This is a genomic window from Deinococcus sp. KSM4-11 (assembly GCF_004801415.1).
In the GTDB taxonomy this organism is placed as follows: domain Bacteria; phylum Deinococcota; class Deinococci; order Deinococcales; family Deinococcaceae; genus Deinococcus.
On sequence record NZ_SSNX01000003.1, the window covers coordinates 474,164 to 492,986 of the forward strand.

Here is an 18,823-nt window from a genome sequence, read left to right on the forward strand (position 1 = left end):
GCACGCATGATCGAACTCAGGCACCTGCGTCACTTCGTCGCCCTGGCCGAGGAGGAACACTTCGGCCGGGCGGCGGAGCGCGTGTTCGTGGTGCAGCAGGCCCTCTCGAACTCCATTCGCAATCTGGAAGACGAGGTCGGTGTGCCGCTGGTGCTGCGGACTACCCGGCGCGTGCAGCTCACGCCCGCCGGACAGGAGTTCCTGATCGGCGCGCGCGAGACGCTGGCGCTGGCGGCACAGACGGTTGAGCGTGCCCGCCGCGCCGCGCGGGGCGAGGTGGGCCGCCTGACCATCGGCTTCGTGAGCGGGCTGGCCTTCGGCGGCCTGCCGGAGATCGTGCGGAGATTCAGGGAGCTGTACCCGAACGTCAGCGTGGATCTGCGGGAACTGACGGCGCAGGAGCAGGAGGCCGCGCTGCGCGGCGGACAGATCGACGTGGGCCTGATGCTGCTGCCGGTGCGGGATCCGAGCCTGGATTCCCGCGCGCTGTGGCGGCAGCCGCTGGTGGCCGCGCTGCCCGCCGAGCACGCCTTGGCCCGCCGGCGCAGGCTGAAGATCAGCGACCTGCAGGGTGAATCCTTCGTGTTCTTCCCCCGCCAGATCCGCGCCACGTACTTCGATCAGGTCATGCGCTGGTGCGCCGGGGCGGGCTTCACGCCACACGTCGTGCAGGAGGCCATCGAGGTGCCTACCCTGCTGTCGCTGGTCGCGGCCGGAATCGGGGTGTTCCTGCCCATCGAGTTCTTCTCGCGCCTGTCGCTGCCCGGCGTGGTGTACCGGCCCATCGACGACGCCCCCATCGTGGAGATCGTCGCCGTGTGGAGCCGCAGCGAGGGCCGCAGTCCCGTCGTGCGGGCCTTCCTGAGCGTGGCGGCGGACGTGCTGGGCAGTGCGGGCGGGCAGCCGCTCAGCTGACCGCGTTCCCGGAGGTCTCACCACGTCCCGTGCCGGGAATACTACGCAGCACGTTCAGGATCAGCAGGGTGCCCACCACCGACAGCAGCGCGCCCATCAGGAACGCCGCGCCGGGAAACTGATGGGTGATCCCGAAGGCGTACACGCTGGTCGCCACGATCGGCCCCACCACGCCCACCAGGCTGTTCAGGCTGGTGATCGCGCCCTGCACGCGGCCCTGCTCGGTCTCGTCCACCTGCTTGGAGATCAGGCCCTGAATGGCCGGGTTGCCCAGGCCCCCCAGCGCCCCCACGACCAGCGACGCGTAGAGCAGCGGCCCGCTGCGGGCCACGCTGAGCACCAGGAATTCCAGGATGCTGCTGACCAGACCGGTCATGATGGTGCGCCGCTCGCCGAAGCGCGCGATGAATGGCCCCAGCAGCCCTGCCTGGACGCCCGCCGTGAGCAGGCCGAAGAACGCGAGCGCCACGCCGTTCTGCGCCGGACTCCAGCGCAGCACCCCCTCGGTGTACAGCACCCAGGTGCTGAAGATCGTCTGCCCCGCGAGGCCCAGCAGCACGAAGGTCAGCGTGAGGGAGCGCAGGATCGGGTATGCGCCCAGCGCCGCGAGGGGTTTCAGGGGATTCAGGTCGCCGCGCTGCACGGCCTTGCCCCGGCTGCTGGCGGGCAACGACTCGGGCAGCACGAACAGGCCGTACAGCACGTTCAGGCCGGTCAGCGCCGCGGCCGCCATGAAGGGCACGCGCAGCCCGTACTCGCCCAGCAGGCCGCCTAGCGCCGGCCCCAGGATGAAGCCCACGCCGAACATCGCGCCCAGCAGACCGAAGTTCTTCGCCCTTTCCTCGGGCGGCGAGACGTCCGCGATGTAGGCGTTGGCGACCGTCAGGCTCGCTCCAGTGATCCCGGCGATCACGCGGCCCACGAACAGCCACGCCAGGTTCGGTGCGAACGACAGCAGCACGTAGTCGAGCGCCATGCCGCTCAGCGCGAACAGCAGCACCGGCCGCCGCCCGTAGCGGTCGCTCAGGGTTCCCAGGATCGGCGCAAACACGAACTGCATCACGGCGTACACGGCGGTGAGCAGACCAATCGTCCGGGCACCCGCCACCTCCGAGCCGGCCAGGGATTTCACCAGTCCCGGCAGCACGGGAATGATCAGCCCGATCCCGATGATGTCGATCAGCGCGGTCAGCAGGATGAAGATCAGGGCGGCGGGGCGGGAGCGCATAGGGAGGAGTGTAGGGCGGGGAGGTCAAGGTTCCCTTCAGCCATTACGCCTACCGTTCCCTTACGTTCGGGGCGTAAAATGGGGAGATTCGTTCGGCATCCGCTGCCGCACTCCCCACTCCCGGAGGTTCCATGCTCAAGGTCAAGTCCGATTTCACGCCCTCGGGTGACCAGCCCACCGCCATCCGCTCCCTGGTGGACGGCCTGGACAGCGGCCTGCGCTACCAGACCCTGCTCGGGGCCACAGGCACGGGGAAAACCTACTCTGTGGCGAAGGTCATCGAGGAGACCCAGCGCCCGGCCCTGATCATGGCGCCGAACAAGATCCTGACCGCGCAGCTGGCATCCGAGTTCCGGGAGTTCTTCCCGGACGCGGCGGTGGAGTTCTTCATCAGTTACTACGACTACTACCAGCCGGAAGCCTACGTGCCGGGCAAGGATCTGTTCATCGAGAAGGATGCCAGCATCAACCAGGAGATCGAGCGGCTGCGGCACTCCACGACCCGGTCGCTGCTCACGCGGCGGGACACCATCGTGGTGGCGTCGGTGAGCTGCATCTACGGCCTGGGCGACCCGAAGGAGTACACGGCACTGAACCTGATCCTGAAAAAGGGCTCTGCGGTCAGCCGCGACGAGATCCTGGGACGCCTGGTGAACATGCAGTACGAGCGCAACGATATCGAGATGATGCCGGGCCGCTTCCGGGCCAAGGGCGAGATGATCGAGGTGTGGCCCGCGTACGACGAGCAGCCCCTGCGGATCGAACTGTGGGGCGACGATGTGGAGCGCATCACGGTGGTGCATCCGCTGACCGGCGACCGGCTGGCGGAACTGGACGCCACGGTGGTGTACCCGGCGAAACATTACGTGAGCAGCGCGGGAAACATCGAGCGGGCCATCGTGACCATCCAGGAGGAACTGGAGGGGCGGCTGGAGTACTTCAGGGCGACCGGCAAGCTGCTGGAGGCCCAGCGCCTGAAGGAACGCACCCTGTACGACCTGGAGATGCTCAAGGTGCTGGGCTACTGCTCGGGCATCGAGAACTACTCGCGGCACATCGACGGGCGGGTGGCCGGGCACACGCCGTACACCATGCTCGATTACTTCAACGACGACTTCGTGACCTTCATCGACGAGTCGCACGTGACGGTGCCGCAGATCGGCGGAATGGCGAACGGCGACCGGGCACGCAAACAGACGCTGGTGGACTACGGGTTCCGCCTGCCGTCGGCCATGGACAACCGCCCGCTGAACTTCGACGAGTTCATGAGCAAGACCGGGCAGGTCGTGTTCGTGTCGGCCACGCCAGGGCCGTTCGAACGCGAGGTCAGCGACAGCATCGCGGATCAGATCATCCGCCCAACCGGGCTGGTCGATCCGCCGGTCAGCGTGCGGCCCATCAACGGCCAGATCGAGGATCTGCTGGGCCGCGTGCGGGAACGTGCGAAGATCGGCGAGCGCACCCTGGTCACCACCCTGACCAAGCGCATGTCCGAGGATCTCACGGAGTACATGCTCGAAAAGGGCGTGAAGGCCCGGTACATGCACAGCGACATCGACACCGTGGAACGTCAGGTGATCATCCGCGACCTGCGGCTCGGGCACTACGACGTGCTGATCGGCATCAACCTGCTGCGCGAGGGCCTCGACCTGCCGGAGGTGTCGCTGGTCGCCATCCTGGACGCCGACAAGCCCGGCTTCCTGAGAAGCGAGCGGGCGCTGATCCAGACCATCGGCCGCGCGGCCCGCAACCTCAACGGCGAGGTCATCCTGTACGGCGACACGGTCACGCCCGCCATGCAGTTCGCCATGGACGAGACCCGCCGCCGCCGCGAGAAGCAGACCGCGTACAACGAGGAACATGGCATCACGCCCACCACCATCATCAAGGGCGTACGCGACGTCATCCGGGGCGAGGAGCAGCCCGAGGAGATCAGCTCCGCGAACGTGGGCACGGACCGCGACTCGTTGACCGCGCAGCTCACCGATCTGGAACTCGACATGTGGCAGGCGTCGGAAGACCTGGACTTCGAGAAGGCCGCCTCGCTGCGCGACCAGATCCGAGCCATCGAGGCGAAGCTTCAGGGCAAGGAGTTCAAACAGGCGACCGTGCCTGGACAGAAGGTCAGACAGCGCGGGCGGCGGTAAGGATCACTGCGGCCATCGGTGTGGGGCATCCCCGCCATAGGCCAGCCGGCGGATGCCGGGGACGGGCTGGGGGGGCACACACTGGGCCGCAGTGTCCACCGTGCGCCCCTTCACCGCGTCCGATGCGCCCGCGGTCGCGGCGGTACAGGTCGGCAATTACCACTACGACTACGCGCCGCTGTTCCCGCCGGGCTCCTGGGATGGCGTGAGCGTCGAGGAGCAGACAGCAGACTGGCTGCTGTGGCCCAGGGATCACCCGGACGACGTGCTGCTGGTCGCGGAGGACGCCGGAGAGGTCGTGGGCTACGTGCTGGCCCGTGTTCACCCGTACCACGGGGCCGAGGCCGAGGTGATGGCGCTGCACGTGCGTCCGCAGGCGCGGGGGTGCGGGCATGGCCGGGCGCTGCTGTCTGCCGCCGTGAGCGTGCTGGGGGCCGCCGGGGCGGGCAGCGTCGGCCTCTCGACGCTGGAGGGCAATCCGATCCGCGCGTGGTACGCAGCGCTCGGTGGGGAGCAGGTGGCAGTGCAGGAGAACGACCTGGATGGCTGGCCGGTGCGCGAGGTGGTGTACGTGTGGCCGGACGTCGAAGCGCTGCGACAGGCCTTGGCCGGAGCGGAGTTCAGCGCCCGTTCGGGAACCATTCAGCCGGACTGTCCATAATGGAGCGTGGATAAGGAGAACCGAATGCTCGATGCCAAGGTCCAGCCCCACCGTGAGTTCCTGCTCGCCCAGACGGCGGGACAGAAACTCTTCCTGACCCTGACCGTCACACCCACCGCGCAGGCCCGACAGGCGCGGCCTGACCTGAGCGTGGTGTTCGTGGTGGATACCAGCGGCTCCATGCGGGAGGTCGTGACCGAGCCGACCGGCACGACCGGCAAGACGACCACCGTGGACGGCAAGAAGTACGAGATCGTCAAGGGAGCGCGGAACAAGCTCGAACTGCTTACTGAAGCCCTGACCGGGATCATCAATTCCGACCTGCTGCACCCGGCAGACCGGATCGCGCTGGTGAAGTTCGACGACATGGCCGACGTGCTGGTGCCGTTCACACCCGCGACGGACCGCACGCGCCTGCTGGCTGGGGTGGAGCGGCTCGACTGGTACTCGGGCGGCACGAACATGGGCCTGGGCATGCAGGCAGGCGCGAAACTGCTGGGCCAGGAGACCGGCAGCCGCCGCATGGTGCTCCTGACCGACGGGCAGGCCTTCGACGCGCCGGTGGTCGAGGAGCAGGCGGGCGTGCTGGCCGGTCTGCAGATTCCCGTGACGACTGTGGGCGTGGGCGACGAGGTGAACACGGACCTGCTGACCATGATCACGGACCGCACGCAGGGGCAGCCCATCGACGTCGTCCCCGACACCGACAACCCGCAGCCGCCCGCCGTGCGCGCCACGGAACTGCCGCAGGCGCTGCTGGGCGACCTGAAGCAGGCCGCGAACGAGGTCGTGACGAACGTGGCCCTGAGCGTGCGGACCGTGAAGGACGTGGTGCTGGAACGCGTGACCCGCGTGCAGCCCACGCAGACCGAGGTGGCGCGGGTGGACGGCCCGCTACAACTCGGGAATGTCGAGGCCGGGATCGGCGCGACCTACGTGCTGGAGTTCACGCTGCCCGCCCGCCCCGCCGCGCGCATGCGCCTGGCGCAGCTGGGCCTGACGTACCAGGTGCCCGGCGCGAACTACCGGGGCGAGGTACCCCCGCTGGACGTGGTCGTGGAGTTCACGGGCGACGAGTCCATGGCCGCCCGCGTCGATCCGGGGATCATGCAGTGGGTGCAGCAGCGCAACATCGAGGGACTGGTAGCCCAGGCGACCCGTGAGGCCCGCAACGACCCCGCGCAGGCCGCGAAGACCCTGGAACTGGCGCGCAGCATGACCCAGCGTCTCGGGAACGGCGCGATGACGCAGGTGCTCGACAAGGCCATCGGGGAGCTGGGCAGCAGCAAGACCATTGCGCTGGGGACCGCCAAGACCATGCGCCTGGGCGCGAAGACCCAGACGCTCAAGGCCTCGGACGGAACCCTCCCGTCGGACGAGGACATCCGGCGGATGACCGGCGCTTGACGTGGAGTGGCGGTGAGGCGAAGACGAGGAACGACGGGAAGGCTGGGCCATGACCACCGAAATTCAGGTGATGGACGTCCATCCAGTTCTGTTCCGGATGGCCGGGAACCCTGTGACTTCGGTATGAGCCGCGCGTGACGAGCACGACCTGCCCGGTGTGCGGCTCGCCCGTCGGCGTGGCGGATACCGTCTGCCGCACCTGCGGGGCGCCGCTCACACCCGGCGCCGCCTCGGCCGCTGCGAAAGCGGTCACGGCGGCCCTGGCCCTGCCGGCCGGCTGCACGCTGGGCGGCGGACAGTACGTGCTGAGCCGCGTGCTGGGCCGGGGCGGCTTCGGGATCACCTACGACGCGCAGGATGTGCGGCTGGGCCTGCGCGTGGCGATCAAGGAACTGTTCGTGGACGGCTCGCAGCGGCGCGTGGCGACCGTCATTCCGCCCGGCAACCTGAGCACCGCCGAATTCCAGGAAACCAAACGCCGCTTCCTGGACGAGGCGAAGGTGCTCGCGCGCTTCAACGACCCCGGCATCGTGCGCGTGCTGAACTACTTCGAGGAGAACGGCACCGCGTACCTCGTGATGGAGTTCCTGGAGGGCATGACGCTGGGCAGCGCCATCGAGAAGAACGGCCCGCTCCCCCCGACCGTGGCGCTGGAGGTCGCGCGCTCGGTGGCGCGGACCCTGGAACTCGTGCACGGCGCGGGGCTGCTGCACCGGGACATCAAGCCGGACAACATCTTCATGCACAAGACCGGGCGGATCGTGCTGATCGACTTCGGCTCCGTGCGCACCTTCGCGCCGGGGCAGACGGTGAGCCACACGCGGCTGGTCACGCCCGGCTACGCGCCGCTGGAGCAGTACGGCAACAGCGCCAGGTACGGCCCGTACACGGACATCTACTCGCTGGGCGCGACCCTGCACCACGCCCTGACCGGTCAGATGCCGCCCCCCGCGACCGACCTGATGCTGGGTACACCGCTGCCGCCCCTGCCGCCGGGCACGCCCGCCCCGCTCCGGCGCGCCGTGGAAAAATCCATGGCCCTGCGCGTGGAAGACCGCCCGCAGACGGCCCGCGCGCTGGAGGAACTGCTGGTCGGCCCCGGTCAGGCGACGGCCGCCCCGTTGCCCATCCCCCGGCCATCCCCTCCGGTGCAGAGTGCTCCAGTTCCGCCGGCGCCCGCTCCGCGCCCTCAGCCGCAGCCCGCGCCGGTTCCGCGTCCGCAACCGACCCCAGCTCCTGCACCCAGGCCCACGCCGCCCCCGGCCCCAAGACCTCAACCGCAGCCTGCCCCTCCGCCTGTACCTGTCAAGCCGCCCACCCCAGTGGTCACGCCGGTCCCGGCCACGCCGAACCCCGTTCCCCTCCCGCAGCCCGTCCCGGCCCCACCGAATCTGTCCCTGCCGCCGCGCCGCAATCCGCTGCCGCGCACGCTCCTCGTGGCGCTGTGTATCGGCCTAGGCGGCGTGACCGGGCTGGCACAGCTGCCGGCGCTGCTGCCGGCCATAGGACAACTCGGCACCGTGGGCCTGCTGGTCGCGGCGGCCCTCGGCGCGGCGGTGGGCTTTGTGGCCGGACAGCTGGCGTGGCTGGCGCTGCCCGTCGCGTTGCCGCTGGGTACGGCTGCGCTGGCGGTGCTGTACGCGAACGGCGCGGCCCTGCACTGGCCGACCGTCGCGGCGCTGGGCGTCATGGCGGCCACCATCTCGATCTTCATTCTGCGGCTGATCCGCCGTATCTGAGAATGGTGCCGCTCCCCGTCCGAGGGTTCAGGATGCCTCTGCGCCGCACCACCTCGTTCCTGCTTCCCGCTCCGCCCGGTTGATCGCCGAGGTCAACGCAAGAGATTGAACGTCGGCCCACACGTCCCCTCGCCCCTACCCCTGGAGGAACACACCATGACCATCACCTGCACCGTCTGCGGCACCGTCAATCCCGATGGCACCACGTACTGCGAGGGCTGCGGCGTCGAACTGACCCCCCAGCACGCCGCCGCACCCGCCCCGATCACCCCGGAGCCCGCTCCTGCGGCCGATTCCACGGCACCCGTGGACGGCGACCTGACCGACCCGGCCACCGCGTCCGTCCCGGCCAGCCCCGAACTCGCGGCGGGCATCCCTGACATGCCCGTCACCGACGCGCCCGAGGCGACCGCTCCCGCGCCTGCGTCGGTCGACGACGCCGTCTCCGCACCGGAGGCCGCCGCTGAACCCGCGCCAGTCACGCCGGAGGCCACCGACCCGGCTCCCGTGGCGGTCTCTGTCCCGGTGGCTGCCCCCACTGCTGCGGCTCCGGCACCGTCCGACGCGCCCGCGAAGCTGGGCATCAAGAAGTACGGAGCGCCCACCGGCGAGTTTATTCCCCTGCAGGGCGAGCGGCTGGTCGTGGGCCGGTTCGATGCCTCCAGCGGCCCGGTGGACATCGACCTGACGGGCCTGGGCGGCCAGGAGCACATCAGCCGCCGTCACGCCGAGCTGTACCGCGAGGGCGGCGTGTGGATGGTGCGCGACCTGGGGTCTACCAACGGCGTGTATGTCAAGCATGCGGGCGAGGGCGCCTTCTCGCCGCGCCTGCAGGAACCGGCGGCGCTGCACGACGGCGACGAGGTGGCCTTCGGGAACCTGATGCTGACCTTCCACCAGGGCTGATGACCCGCCCAGACGACAAGGAGCACACCCCGGACTGGCAGGACACGGCTGCCAGCCTGCGCGAGCTGTTCGGCCAGAAGCGGGCAGCGCAGCCCACGGAACCGGATCAGCCCGAGTCCGACGCGGCCGAGCCGGCCCTGACGGCCTTTGAACCCGGCGACCTGCCCCTGCCCGTGCTGGGCGAGGACGCGCTGCCCGAATCGGTGGACGAAACCGGCGACCCCGTGTCTCCCTCTCCCCTGGCGGGCGATGCGACCACACCCACGGCCCCTGCATCCGATTCCGGCGGTGAAGGGACGACAGAACCGGTGGAGCTTCCCGCGCCTGCCGTTCCGGCCGTGGTCGCCGCATCCGGGCCTGCGATCCTGCCGGAGCCATCAGCTCCACCGCCGGCAGACGCCGTTCCGGCCATCAGCGCGTCCAGAGAGCTGGTTCCCAAGTCTGTGGAGACCGCTCCAGCGGTTTCAGCACCGGCATCCGTGCAGGCTCCTTCCGTACCGGCTGCCTCTGGCTTCTCGGACGATCTGGAGGAGGAGGTGTTCGCGCCCACCGCGCCGACTTCGGGGCCGGTGGTGGGCGATGTCCTGGACGGGTACCACCTGAACGAGGATCTGGGGCGCGGCTGGTTTATCGCCAGTCCCGTGGCGAGTGGCCCGAGCGTCGAGGTATACGCGCGGCCAGACCCGCTGTGGGCGACGCTGGCCCCACACCGGGCGCTGCCCCGCTTCTCGACCGCCGGAGCGTTGCATGTGCTGGAGCCGGTGGGCGGTGAGACCATAAAAGCCCCAGTAAACCCAGACGCCGCGCTGGCGCACCTCACGGAGCTGACCCGACTGCTGTTCGCGCTGGAGAAACAGGGGAACGCGGTGGTCGATCTGGAGCCCGACTCGCCACGGGTGACGCCGGGCGGCGTGCGCCTGCGCTTTCCGCCACGGGTGAGCCGCATGGGCGAACCGGCGGAGGTCGCCGTGCGCGAGGGCTTCACCCCGCCGGAGGTGCTGGCAGGTCAGGCGGTGGACGCCCGCAGCGGCGTGTACCTGCTGGGCGCGCTGCTGTATTCCTGGCTGACCGGCCGGACGCTGCCCGCCGAGGGGACGACCGGCGCGGTGCTGGACGGCGTGAGTGTGCCGGGCGTGCCGCAGCTTCTGCGCGGCATGCTCGCACCCGTGGAGGAACGGATGACTCCGGCGGAGGTGCTGGCCGCGCTGAAGACACTCACCACGCCGACCCTGCCGGCTTACCAGGTGGCGGCGGCCACGTCGGTGGGGCTGAACCCCGAGCGGCCCATGAACGAGGACAGTTACGGGTTCACGTGGCGGCAGCTCGGTCTGCATGGCGCGTCCACGCTGGTGCTGCGCGCCTGTGTGTCGGACGGCATGGGCGGCATGGCGGCGGGCGAGGTGGCGAGCGCCGCTGCGGTGGACGCCTTCCTGACTTCCGGCAAGGCCACACTTCCGGAGATGGTGTGGGACGCGAACGCGGCCGTGCTGACCGCCATGGCCGGGCGGGACGGCGGCTGCACCTTCAGCGGCGTGGAAGTGCGCGGCCCCCACCTTCAGCTGGGACACGTAGGCGACACGCGCGCATACGTGCGGCAGGCGGGCGTGGTGCGCCAGCTCAGCCGGGACCACTCGTACGTGGCCGCCATGGTCGCGTCCGGGCAGATGACGCCCGAGGAGGCGCAGAACAGTCCCGAACGGAATAAGGTACTCAGGTCGCTGGGCAGCCTGCGCGTCCCCCAGGAGAATTACGTGCAGACGCTGGAGCAGCCGATGGTCATGGGCGTGGGCGACCGCGTGCTGCTCGTCAGTGACGGCGTGTGGGGCGAGGTGCCGGACGAGGTGCTCATTCCGCTGCTGACCACCCTGCCCATCCAGCCGCTGGTGGATCGCCTGATCGCACTGGCCCTGGAGGCGGGTGCCCCGGACAATGCCACGGCGCTGGTGATCGAACGGGTGGAGTAGGGCATCGTCCAGCTGGAGGCAGAGAAACAAATGGACGCCTCACCCGCAGATCCACCCGGACGGTCAGGACGAACGGGTCAGGGTGCAGGTGCCCAGCCGCAACTCCTGGACGGCCGCCGCGCGGTCCGTGGGCGTGCGGGCCACGGCAACCACGGCGAGCACCCTTTTGAGCTGGTCAGGCAACTGCTCCAGCGTGCCGGAGGCCAGCACGCCGTTCAGTTCGGGCGCGTCGAGCACGCCGTCCACCACGCATGCCAGGCCCAGGCCGCCCGCGCGGGCGTCGAGCAGATCCAGGGCGATCAGGGTGCCGTGGGCGGCATCGAGGAGCAGCACGCCACGGTCGGCCTGGAACGCCAGGGGCATGCCGGTGGGCGCGGCGGGGTTCAGGCGCAGGGTGGTCGTGAACCGCTCTCGCTCGGCGGTCGTGGCCGTGATCGTCCACACCTGACCGGGCTGCACGGGGAGCACCGCTGCGACTCCCAGCACCGTGCCCAGCAGGCCGCCGACCATACCCCACAGGCCGAGGAACCGGAGGTGAAGGCGTGACAGGCGGGAGGACATGGGTCAGGCTAGCGCTCCGGCACCTGGTGCGGGGTGCAGCAGGCGAGGCGCGGTAGGCTCTGGGTCATGAATGCGAAGGGTGACCTGATCGCGCGTGTGTCGGCACTGGGCCTGGGCGTGCCGACCTTCGAGGCGGAGTCGAGCGGTCCGCCGCATGACCTGACGTTCCGGGCGCGCGTGCTGGTAGGCGGGCAGCCGCTGGGCACGGTCGGTGAGGGCCGCAGCAAGAAGGATGCCGAGCGGATGGCGGCCGAGTCGGCCCTGCGCGCCCTGGATGGCGGCCCGGAGGAGCCCGGCACAGCGCCTCCCTTCCCGGCGGGCCGCTGGCCCATCTACGCGGCGGTGCTGGCCCAGGCGCTCGACGCCGCGCTGGAACTGTCGGACGATCACGCCACGCTCGACGACGTGCGGGTAGACGCCGCGCGGCTGTACCGTGATCTGCTCATGGACCTGGGGCACGGCCCCGAGGATGCGTGACACTGGGGCCATGAAGGATTCCTGGCCCTGGCGCCCCTCGGGCGTGCTGTTCGATATGGACGGCGTGCTCACTGCGAACAACCACCATCACCGGCAGGCCTGGGCCGAAACGGCCCGCAGCGTGCTGAACCTGCACCTCACCGAGGAGGATCTGGACACCAAGGTCGACGGCGGCCGCAACCCGGAGATCATCGAACGCCTGGTGGGCCACGCACCCGACGCCGACCTCGCGGGCCGTTTCGACGATGCCAAGGAAAACCGGTACCGCGAACTGGCCGCCGGCGCCCTGACCGAGGTCGCCGGTCTGAGCGCGTACCTGGACGCCCTGGAGGCGCGCGGCATTCCGTTCTCGCTGGTGACCAGCGCGGGACTCGTGAACGTGGCCTTCGGCATGGAGCAGCTCGGCTTCGGGCACCGCTTCGTGACGCGCGTGACCGGAGAGGACGTGACGCGCGGCAAACCGCACCCGGAACCGTTCCTGCTGGGGGCCGCACGGCTGGGCCTGAACGCCGCCGACTGTCTGGCGCACGAGGACGCGGTGAACGGAGTGCGCAGCGCGGCCGGTGCGGGGTGCCGCGTCGTCGCCCTGACGACCACCGCGCCCGCGCCGGCCCTGCTGGACGCGGGCGCGTCGCTGGCCGTGCCGGATTTCAGCGACTGGGCCGCGTGGCTGGCCTGATACGGATTCCGTCCAATTCCCGGACAGTCGGAACCCCACCGACTGTCCGTCCATCTCCCGGAATCCATAGTCTCTCCTTCTTCCTCCGGTCGGATTTCATCCTGCAGGCTGCGGGATTCCATCGGAGTCCGTGTGAGCTGATGGCCGGGGCCGCGTGAAGGGGGCGGAGGCGGAAGCGCGGGCCGGAGCGCACCTGGCCTCGCTGGGGCGTGAGATCGTGGCCCGCAATTACCGCATTCCCGGCGGCGAGATCGACCTGATCACGCGCGAGGGCGGCACCCTGGTGTTCACGGAAGTCCGGCAGCGGCGGCAGATCCGGTACGGCAGCGCGGCCGAGTCCGTGACCCCGCGCAAGCTCGCCCTGATGCACCGCGCGGCCCTGACGTACCTCACGCGTGAACTGGGCCGCGACGACCTGCCCTGCCGGCTGGAGGTGCTCACCATCGACGGCCCGGCCGAGACCGGCCCCATCACCGTCATTCCGCTGGACGGCTGACCGGCGGGCTCACAGCGATTCGCGCAGGATGGCCGCCAGATCGTCCCGACTGGGCAGGCGGGGCGCGACAGCCAGCAGGCGCTGCTGCTTGAGCGCGCCCTCCACCAGGATGTCGAGATCGGCTGCCGTGTAGCCGAGGTCGCCCAGGCGGGTGGGGGCGCCCACGTCGCGCATCAAGGCCGTCAGGGCGCGCGGCAGGGCCTCGCGGTCACCGGGCTCCTGGGCCTCTCCGGTCAGGAGTTCGGCCGCCCGCACGTGCTTCACGGGATCGGCGGCGAAGGTGTACCGGAAGGCGGCGGGGGCCGTGACGATCACGCTGAAGCCGTGCGGAACGAACTTCTTCGTGCCGGGATAGCCCTCCGGGTGCGCGACATGGCGCAGGCCCGCGATGGGGTACGCGCAGGCATGCGGGATGTGCACGCCCGCCGAGCCGAAGCCCACTCCGGCCATGGTGGCGGCCAGCATCATGGCCCCACGCGCCTCCAGGTCGCCGCTCCCCTGCACGGCGCGGCGCAGGTAAGCACCGCCGGAACGCAGCGCCTCGGCGGACCACAGGTCAGCGACCGGATTGCTGCCCTGGTACGGGGGCCGGGCGGCGGGCGTCTCGGGACGCGGGCGGGTGGTGTAGGGGCGGCTCAGGAAGCTCTCGGCGGCGTGGCAGACCACGTCCAGACCCGCGGCGGCGGTCACGGCGGCGGGCGCCGTGCGGGTCAGTTCCGGATCGACGATCGCCTGAGCAGGCCGCAGCGTGCGGTGGCTGATGCCGGTCTTGATCCCCAGTTCCGGCAGATCCACGATGGCCACGGTCGTCGCCTCGGAGCCGCTGCCGGAGGTCGTGGGAATGGCCAGCAGCGGGCGCAGCGGCCCCGCTGGCATCCGGCCACCCCCGACCGGCGGGTTCACCCAGTCCATGATCTCGCCGCCATGCGTTGTGAGCAGGTTGGCGACCTTCGCGGTGTCGATGGTGCTGCCCCCGCCGATGGCCACGAAGCCGTCCACGTCCGCTGCCCGCGCCGCCTGCACCGCCCGGTTCAGCGCGCCGATCTCCGGTTCCGTGTCCACCTCGTCGTAGAGCACGACCTCCACCCCGGCGTCGCGCAGGCTCTCCAGCACGCCCTGCGCGATCCCGGCGGCCCGCACCTGCGGATCGATGACCACGAAGGCGCGCCGCACGCTCAGGCGGACGAGTTCCCACCCGGCGTCCTCACTGGCGCCGGGGCCGAATTTCACGGGCGTGGCCTCGATGGTGAAGATGCGCTCCCGCGGCGTGCTGTGTGGTGGCGCGCTGTCCATGCTGCCCTCCCGCCCCGACTCCCGCAGGGCCGGGCGCTGTGTACCGATGTCCTTGTCGGCAGGCTAACACCCGCACGAACCGCACTGCAGACGAGTGCCGCCCAGGGCACCGCACCACTGCCCGGAATGGCGGGCGCCCTTGCCGTAGAATCCGCTCATGCGCAGCGCCTACCTCACGGCCGCCCGCGCCCTGCAACTGGGGCGCGAGTGGGCTGTCGAGGGAGACCAGCGCCGGGCGCTCGACGCGTACGAGGAAGCGCTCGCCCTGCTCCGCGTCCTGCCGCCGGAGCGCACGCGGGACGTCCTGCTGGCGCACACGCACCTGGCCTTCTACCAGACGCTCGCCCTGGTCGGAGCGCGGGGCGGGCAGCACCACCTGCACCTGGGCGTCAGTTATGCCCGTGCCACGCGCGATCCGCTGGCGCGCGCGATCGCCGAGGAATGCCTGAGCGGTCTCGATGTGGTGATGTAGGACACTTCCTGAGCCAAGGAAGAAGGCGCCGCTCCAGTAAAGGAGCGGCGCGTCACTGACGGGGCCGATGCGCTTACTGACCTTGGCCCTGGCCGGGCAGTTGCAGCTGGGCCGTGGTCTTCCCGGCCTTCTTGTCGTAGCTGCATTGCAGGGGCAGCTGACCCAGCGTGCTGGTCTTCTTTCCGACGATGCTGATGGTGACGGGCACGCCGGCGAGCGTCCAGCCTCCCCCATCGACGCTCTGGGTGCCGGCCACGACGGCCGCCGCTGGGGCCTCCAGCGCGCTGCCGATGCGCTCTCCGGTCGCCAGCGGGCGGCTCTGCGTGACCAGCGTCTTCAGGGGGACGGCCTGCCCGGAGGCGTTCACCGTCAGGGTCTCCGCGTCGGCGGCGGCCTCCTTGCACTGCTCGATGAAGCGGTATTTGCTGATGCCGTTTGCCTCTCGGTCGCTGTAGATGGGGTTGTTCCGTACGGCCACCGCCGTCACGAAGCCCAGCAGGGCCAGGGTCAGCAGCAGGGCGAGCCACTGCAGGGCGCGGCCCACGCCCGAGCGGCGGTTCGTCTGGGTCAATTCGCTCATGTCGTCACCAGCATAGCGTCCAGTGTCGCGGGGCAGATCAGACCGGGGGCCATCCGGTCACGTCCTCTAGGATCACGCCGGCCGTACCCACCCGGGTCAGGGCCTCGGCGACCCGCTCCCCTGTCCGTGGATTTGCGAGGTGCGCTGCCAGCTCCGCCAGGGGCACCAGCACGAAGGGCCGCTCCCAGGCCAGAGGATGCGGGAGCAGCGGCGTCTCCCCGGACACCACGTCGTCGTAGGTGAGCAGATCCAGATCGAGCGTCCGGGCCGCCCAGCGTTCGCGCCGCACCCGGCCCCCCCGCGCCTCGATGGCGTGCAGGCCGCGCAGCAGGCTCCCGGCGGGCAGGGTCGTGTCCAGCGCCAGCACGGCATTGAGGTAATCCGGCTGGCCCGCCGGCCCGCCGACCGGGGCGGTGCGGTATACGCGCGACACGCCACGCAGCGTGCCCAGGCGACCGACTTCGCCGACCGCCCAGCGCAGGGTCTCCAGCGGTCGGCCCAGGTTCGCACCCAGGCCGACGTAGGCCACACTCATGACGTGACTTCCTCCCGGTTCAGGGCCAGTTCGGCGTACACGTCCCGGAAGACACCGGGAAGCGGCGCGAACGGCTTGTGGACGCGCACGACCACGCGGCTCAGCCGGCGCTGATCCTGCAACAGCCGCCGCGCGATCCGGTCTGTGAGCACCTCGATCAGGTTGTACCGGTGGCCCGTGACCTCGTCCCGGATGGCGTCGTACACAGCGGCGTAGTTCACGGCGCGCCTGAGGTCGTCGGGCAGCCTGGCGAAGTCGTAGTGCAGTTCGGCATCGACCACAAACCGCGCGCCCAGCACGGCCTCGGTGTCGTACACGCCGTGCCGCGCATGAAATTCCAGTCCCTCAAGGACAACCCGGCTGGTCACGCGATCGAGTGTAGCCCCTGCGACGCGCTGGTCAGGGCTGGTCGTCCAGCGCCGCCTGCACGCGCAGGGCCTGCACGTGGGCCGCCGCCGCATGGGCCCGCACCAGCGCGGCTCCACTGCGCGCGGCGTGCAGGTGCAGGGCCAGCGTTCCCGGATCGCGCTCCGCCGCCGTGGGCACCTCCGCGATGAAGTCGATCAACCGCTTGCGGCTGGCCCCCACCAGCACCGGCAATGGCCCGGCCGTGAACTGCGGCAGGGCGCGCAGCAGCGCCAGATTGTGCGTCAGCGTCTTGCCAAAACCGATGCCAGGGTCGATCAACACGGAAGGCACCCCGGCCGCGAGCACCTCGGCCGCCCGCTCAGTCAGAAAAGCGTGAACCTCGGCCACCACGTCCCCGTACTGAGGACGAAGCTGCATGGTGCGTGGCTCGCCCTGCATGTGCATCACGCAGGCGGGCGCCCCGGCGCGCGCACAGACCAGAACCATCTCCGGGTCGTGCAGGCCCGTCACGTCGTTGATCAGATGGGCTCCAGCGCGCAGGGCCTCCGCCGCCACCTCAGGCTTCATGGTGTCCACGGAGATGACCACGCTCTCGGCTGACAGCACCCGGATCAGCGGCAGGATGCGGTCAAGTTCCTGCGCCACGGGCACGACCTCGGCTCCCGGCCGCGTGCTCTCCCCGCCCACGTCGATCATCAGCACGCCCGCATCCCGCATGGCGCGCGCCGAGGCCAGGGCCGCGTCCAGACCCAGGTGTCGGCCCCCGTCACTGAAACTGTCGGGAGTCACATTCACGATCCCCATGACCGCTGTCCCCGTCCAGGACAGCTGCCAGCCGCCGGCCACACGCACGGCACCCGGAACCGGAAACTGGAACTCCAGGCGGAAGTGGCGGGTCAAGCCTCCGGCCCATCTGCCGAAGAGTCTTCCACCGTTGGGCGATCCGGCTTCAACAGGAAGCTCGCCATCACGCGGTACCGGTCAGGGTAGGCATCCACGAAGGCAGGCATGCGTCGCCCGGAACGGAACGGCACGAAGGACTCCTCAGTGATGTGCAGGCGCGTCTCCATGGCCGTCTCGACCGGATGTCCGGCGGGAATGGGCGTTCCTGGCCGCAGGGAATACTTCACGCCAGGGGCGGCGCTGCTGGCGCGCACGGTCAATTCCTTCGGGCCGCCGGGAGCGACCGCACCGCCATCCTCGCGTTCGGCACGCGTCACGGCGCACACGGCGTAGATCACGGGAGCGCCCGTGTTCTCGGCCAGGGTGTACAGCGCCGTGCTGGCACTCACGTCCGCCCGGCGGGACAGCTCCCCCAGGGCGCGGCCCGTGGGGCCGAAGCGTTCCAGCATGTCCTGCATCAGTTCGGCCGGGATCAGGATGGCTGCCGCGCCTGCATTGCACAGCGTCTCGATGACCTGCTCCAGCCGGTCGCCCTCGAAGGCGTCGTGCAGGTCGCTCAGCAGGTCGTCGTCTCCCAGCAGAAGCGCATGGCTGATCTCGTGCGCCAGTGTGAACCGTTGCCGTTCCGGGCGGACACTGGAGTTGATCATGATCACGTGGTGTTCCGGGTCGTAGGCACCGTCACGGTCGCCCATCGGCATGAACAGCAGTTTCACGTCCGGCAGTCCCGCCATCAGGCTGTGCGCGTCCCGGCCCGGCACGGCCCGGGCGTACTCGGTCGCGAGTTCTCGCATCCTGGCCTTGGCCTGGGCGAGCATCGCGGGCGGTGTGGCGAGCGCGTCGGTCACGCCCGCAGCTTACCCGGATTCCCATAAGCAGGAAACCTCACGGCGCCTGAACACCTCATTGAGAGAACCATTGACGGAGACGGCCGAGCGGGATTCCGGGGGCTATCACCTCACGCGCACAGGGAGTACCGGAAGACGGAGCTCACTTTGATAAACCGGAGATTCAAGTCAATCCATCACGCTTAGCTCGGCGGCCCGCAGCTTCATGACGAGCGCGACGTACTCCTCCTGCGCCTGCTCGGGAGGCGTGCCGCTCAGGGCGGCCCAGGCGTCGAACTTGGCACCGCCCGCCAGATCGAAGCCCCGTGGCCGGTCTCCCTGCACATCGCCCAGACTGCCCTGTTTGTACAGCGCATACAGCTGCAGCAGCTCGGGTACTCCGGGTTTGCGGGTCAGCGTCTTCACATCCAGCTGGGCCTGTTCGAAGGGAGTCATCAGCCGAGTGTAGCGGCTCGCGCGATCCCCACATCCTTTGCTTGAGGCCTGCCCTTACCCACAGCAACAAAGAAGCCCGGCCTCCTTTTCAGGGGGCCGGGCTGGGGATGAAGACAGTGCTGGAGAGCGGTGTGAAGCAGAGGGTGCGGAGCGCTGTAGAAAGGAGGTGATCCAACCGCACCTTCCGGTACAGTTACCTTGTTACGAC

The 18,823-nt window shown here is 69.9% G+C and carries 20 protein-coding genes; 11 read left to right on the forward strand and 9 right to left on the reverse strand.

The features are described 5' to 3' along the window. Nucleotides 1–9: 9 nt before the first annotated feature. Nucleotides 10–915: a LysR family transcriptional regulator gene (locus E7T09_RS12155; RefSeq protein ID WP_136389498.1), complete on the forward strand. Its 906-nt coding sequence runs from the start codon at nt 10–12 to the stop codon at nt 913–915. On the opposite strand, the gene E7T09_RS12160 is transcribed toward E7T09_RS12155, so the two are convergent. Then, complete coding sequence (locus E7T09_RS12160) at nt 908–2,143, reverse strand: TCR/Tet family MFS transporter (protein WP_136389435.1); 1,236 nt, start codon at nt 2,141–2,143, stop codon at nt 908–910. The genes E7T09_RS12155 and E7T09_RS12160 overlap by 8 nt on opposite strands. 131 nt (nt 2,144–2,274) lie before the next feature. Between E7T09_RS12160 and uvrB the strand changes: the two genes are divergently transcribed. From uvrB to E7T09_RS12190, 6 genes are all read left to right on the forward strand, one after another. After that, nucleotides 2,275–4,290, forward strand: a complete 2,016-nt coding sequence (gene uvrB, locus E7T09_RS12165) for an excinuclease ABC subunit UvrB (RefSeq protein ID WP_136389436.1) — start codon at nt 2,275–2,277, stop codon at nt 4,288–4,290. A gap of 91 nt (nt 4,291–4,381) precedes the next feature. After that, entirely contained in the window at nt 4,382–4,951 is a 570-nt protein-coding gene (locus E7T09_RS12170; protein WP_168734822.1) for a GNAT family N-acetyltransferase, read from the forward strand. Nucleotides 4,952–4,975: 24 nt separating this feature from the next. After that, a complete protein-coding gene (locus E7T09_RS12175) occupies nt 4,976–6,358 on the forward strand; it encodes a VWA domain-containing protein (protein WP_136389438.1) in 1,383 nt (460 codons plus the stop codon). 134 nt (nt 6,359–6,492) lie between these two features. Further along, nucleotides 6,493–8,097: a serine/threonine-protein kinase gene (locus E7T09_RS12180; RefSeq protein ID WP_205747005.1), complete on the forward strand. Its 1,605-nt coding sequence runs from the start codon at nt 6,493–6,495 to the stop codon at nt 8,095–8,097. 156 nt (nt 8,098–8,253) lie between these two features. After that, nucleotides 8,254–9,003, forward strand: a complete 750-nt coding sequence (locus E7T09_RS12185; RefSeq protein WP_136389439.1) for an FHA domain-containing protein — start codon at nt 8,254–8,256, stop codon at nt 9,001–9,003. Next, on the forward strand, nt 9,003–10,967 hold the full coding sequence (locus E7T09_RS12190; protein ID WP_136389440.1) for a hypothetical protein: 1,965 nt from the start codon (nt 9,003–9,005) through the stop codon (nt 10,965–10,967). Before E7T09_RS12185 ends, E7T09_RS12190 begins: the two co-directional genes overlap by 1 nt. Nucleotides 10,968–11,030: 63 nt before the next feature. Here the strand turns inward: E7T09_RS12190 and E7T09_RS12195 are convergent, their stop codons facing one another. Next, on the reverse strand, nt 11,031–11,528 hold the full coding sequence (locus E7T09_RS12195) for a hypothetical protein (protein ID WP_136389441.1): 498 nt from the start codon (nt 11,526–11,528) through the stop codon (nt 11,031–11,033). A 66-nt stretch (nt 11,529–11,594) separates the two neighbouring features. On the opposite strand from E7T09_RS12195, the gene E7T09_RS12200 reads away from it, so the two are divergent. The 3 genes from E7T09_RS12200 (at nt 11,595) to E7T09_RS12210 (ending at nt 13,180) form a co-directional block, all read left to right on the forward strand. Further along, complete coding sequence (locus E7T09_RS12200) at nt 11,595–12,005, forward strand: putative dsRNA-binding protein (RefSeq protein ID WP_136389442.1); 411 nt, start codon at nt 11,595–11,597, stop codon at nt 12,003–12,005. A gap of 10 nt (nt 12,006–12,015) precedes the next feature. Beyond that, the gene (locus E7T09_RS12205) at nt 12,016–12,684 is read left to right on the forward strand and encodes an HAD family phosphatase (RefSeq protein WP_136389443.1); all 669 of its coding nucleotides are present in this window, start codon (nt 12,016–12,018) and stop codon (nt 12,682–12,684) included. Nucleotides 12,685–12,838: 154 nt separating this feature from the next. Further along, complete coding sequence (locus E7T09_RS12210; RefSeq protein ID WP_136389444.1) at nt 12,839–13,180, forward strand: YraN family protein; 342 nt, start codon at nt 12,839–12,841, stop codon at nt 13,178–13,180. A gap of 9 nt (nt 13,181–13,189) precedes the next feature. On the opposite strand, the gene E7T09_RS12215 is transcribed toward E7T09_RS12210, so the two are convergent. Then, the gene (locus tag E7T09_RS12215; protein WP_136389445.1) at nt 13,190–14,473 is read right to left on the reverse strand and encodes a hydroxyacid-oxoacid transhydrogenase; all 1,284 of its coding nucleotides are present in this window, start codon (nt 14,471–14,473) and stop codon (nt 13,190–13,192) included. Between the two features lie 157 nt (nt 14,474–14,630). Between E7T09_RS12215 and E7T09_RS12220 the strand changes: the two genes are divergently transcribed. Continuing rightward, the gene (locus E7T09_RS12220) at nt 14,631–14,945 is read left to right on the forward strand and encodes a hypothetical protein (protein WP_136389446.1); all 315 of its coding nucleotides are present in this window, start codon (nt 14,631–14,633) and stop codon (nt 14,943–14,945) included. Nucleotides 14,946–15,018: 73 nt separating this feature from the next. On the opposite strand, the gene E7T09_RS12225 is transcribed toward E7T09_RS12220, so the two are convergent. The 6 genes from E7T09_RS12225 to E7T09_RS12250 all read right to left on the reverse strand — a co-directional run bounded on the left by E7T09_RS12225 (nt 15,019) and on the right by E7T09_RS12250 (nt 18,615). After that, a complete protein-coding gene (locus E7T09_RS12225; protein ID WP_136389447.1) occupies nt 15,019–15,525 on the reverse strand; it encodes a hypothetical protein in 507 nt (168 codons plus the stop codon). Between the two features lie 37 nt (nt 15,526–15,562). Continuing rightward, nucleotides 15,563–16,060, reverse strand: coding sequence for a 2-amino-4-hydroxy-6-hydroxymethyldihydropteridine diphosphokinase (gene folK / locus E7T09_RS12230; RefSeq protein ID WP_136389448.1), 498 nt, complete (start codon nt 16,058–16,060; stop codon nt 15,563–15,565). Next, nucleotides 16,057–16,428 (reverse strand): dihydroneopterin aldolase, encoded by a 372-nt coding sequence (gene folB / locus E7T09_RS12235; RefSeq protein ID WP_240741758.1) that lies wholly within the window; start codon nt 16,426–16,428, stop codon nt 16,057–16,059. The genes folK and folB overlap by 4 nt, the downstream gene beginning before the upstream one ends. A gap of 31 nt (nt 16,429–16,459) precedes the next feature. Further along, entirely contained in the window at nt 16,460–17,329 is an 870-nt protein-coding gene (gene folP, locus E7T09_RS12240; protein ID WP_240741759.1) for a dihydropteroate synthase, read from the reverse strand. Further along, on the reverse strand, nt 17,326–18,180 hold the full coding sequence (locus tag E7T09_RS12245; protein WP_370293902.1) for an ImmA/IrrE family metallo-endopeptidase: 855 nt from the start codon (nt 18,178–18,180) through the stop codon (nt 17,326–17,328). Before E7T09_RS12245 ends, folP begins: the two co-directional genes overlap by 4 nt. 168 nt (nt 18,181–18,348) lie before the next feature. After that, entirely contained in the window at nt 18,349–18,615 is a 267-nt protein-coding gene (locus tag E7T09_RS12250) for an acyl-CoA-binding protein (RefSeq protein ID WP_136389450.1), read from the reverse strand. Between the last annotated feature and the right edge of the window lie 208 nt (nt 18,616–18,823).

What these genes read in the sequence shown, in the direction of transcription:
- E7T09_RS12160 (WP_136389435.1), bottom strand. Translation starts at nt 2,143, where the DNA reads ATGCGCTCCCGCCCCGCCGCCCTGATCTTCATCCTGCTGACCGCGCTG.
- uvrB (WP_136389436.1), top strand. Translation starts at nt 2,275, where the DNA reads ATGCTCAAGGTCAAGTCCGATTTCACGCCCTCGGGTGACCAGCCCACC.
- E7T09_RS12175 (WP_136389438.1), top strand. Translation starts at nt 4,976, where the DNA reads ATGCTCGATGCCAAGGTCCAGCCCCACCGTGAGTTCCTGCTCGCCCAG.
- E7T09_RS12185 (WP_136389439.1), top strand. Translation starts at nt 8,254, where the DNA reads ATGACCATCACCTGCACCGTCTGCGGCACCGTCAATCCCGATGGCACC.
- E7T09_RS12190 (WP_136389440.1), top strand. Translation starts at nt 9,003, where the DNA reads ATGACCCGCCCAGACGACAAGGAGCACACCCCGGACTGGCAGGACACG.
- E7T09_RS12195 (WP_136389441.1), bottom strand. Translation starts at nt 11,528, where the DNA reads ATGTCCTCCCGCCTGTCACGCCTTCACCTCCGGTTCCTCGGCCTGTGG.
- E7T09_RS12200 (WP_136389442.1), top strand. Translation starts at nt 11,595, where the DNA reads ATGAATGCGAAGGGTGACCTGATCGCGCGTGTGTCGGCACTGGGCCTG.
- E7T09_RS12205 (WP_136389443.1), top strand. Translation starts at nt 12,016, where the DNA reads ATGAAGGATTCCTGGCCCTGGCGCCCCTCGGGCGTGCTGTTCGATATG.
- E7T09_RS12215 (WP_136389445.1), bottom strand. Translation starts at nt 14,473, where the DNA reads ATGGACAGCGCGCCACCACACAGCACGCCGCGGGAGCGCATCTTCACC.
- E7T09_RS12220 (WP_136389446.1), top strand. Translation starts at nt 14,631, where the DNA reads ATGCGCAGCGCCTACCTCACGGCCGCCCGCGCCCTGCAACTGGGGCGC.
- E7T09_RS12225 (WP_136389447.1), bottom strand. Translation starts at nt 15,525, where the DNA reads ATGAGCGAATTGACCCAGACGAACCGCCGCTCGGGCGTGGGCCGCGCC.
- folK (WP_136389448.1), bottom strand. Translation starts at nt 16,060, where the DNA reads ATGAGTGTGGCCTACGTCGGCCTGGGTGCGAACCTGGGCCGACCGCTG.
- E7T09_RS12250 (WP_136389450.1), bottom strand. Translation starts at nt 18,615, where the DNA reads ATGACTCCCTTCGAACAGGCCCAGCTGGATGTGAAGACGCTGACCCGC.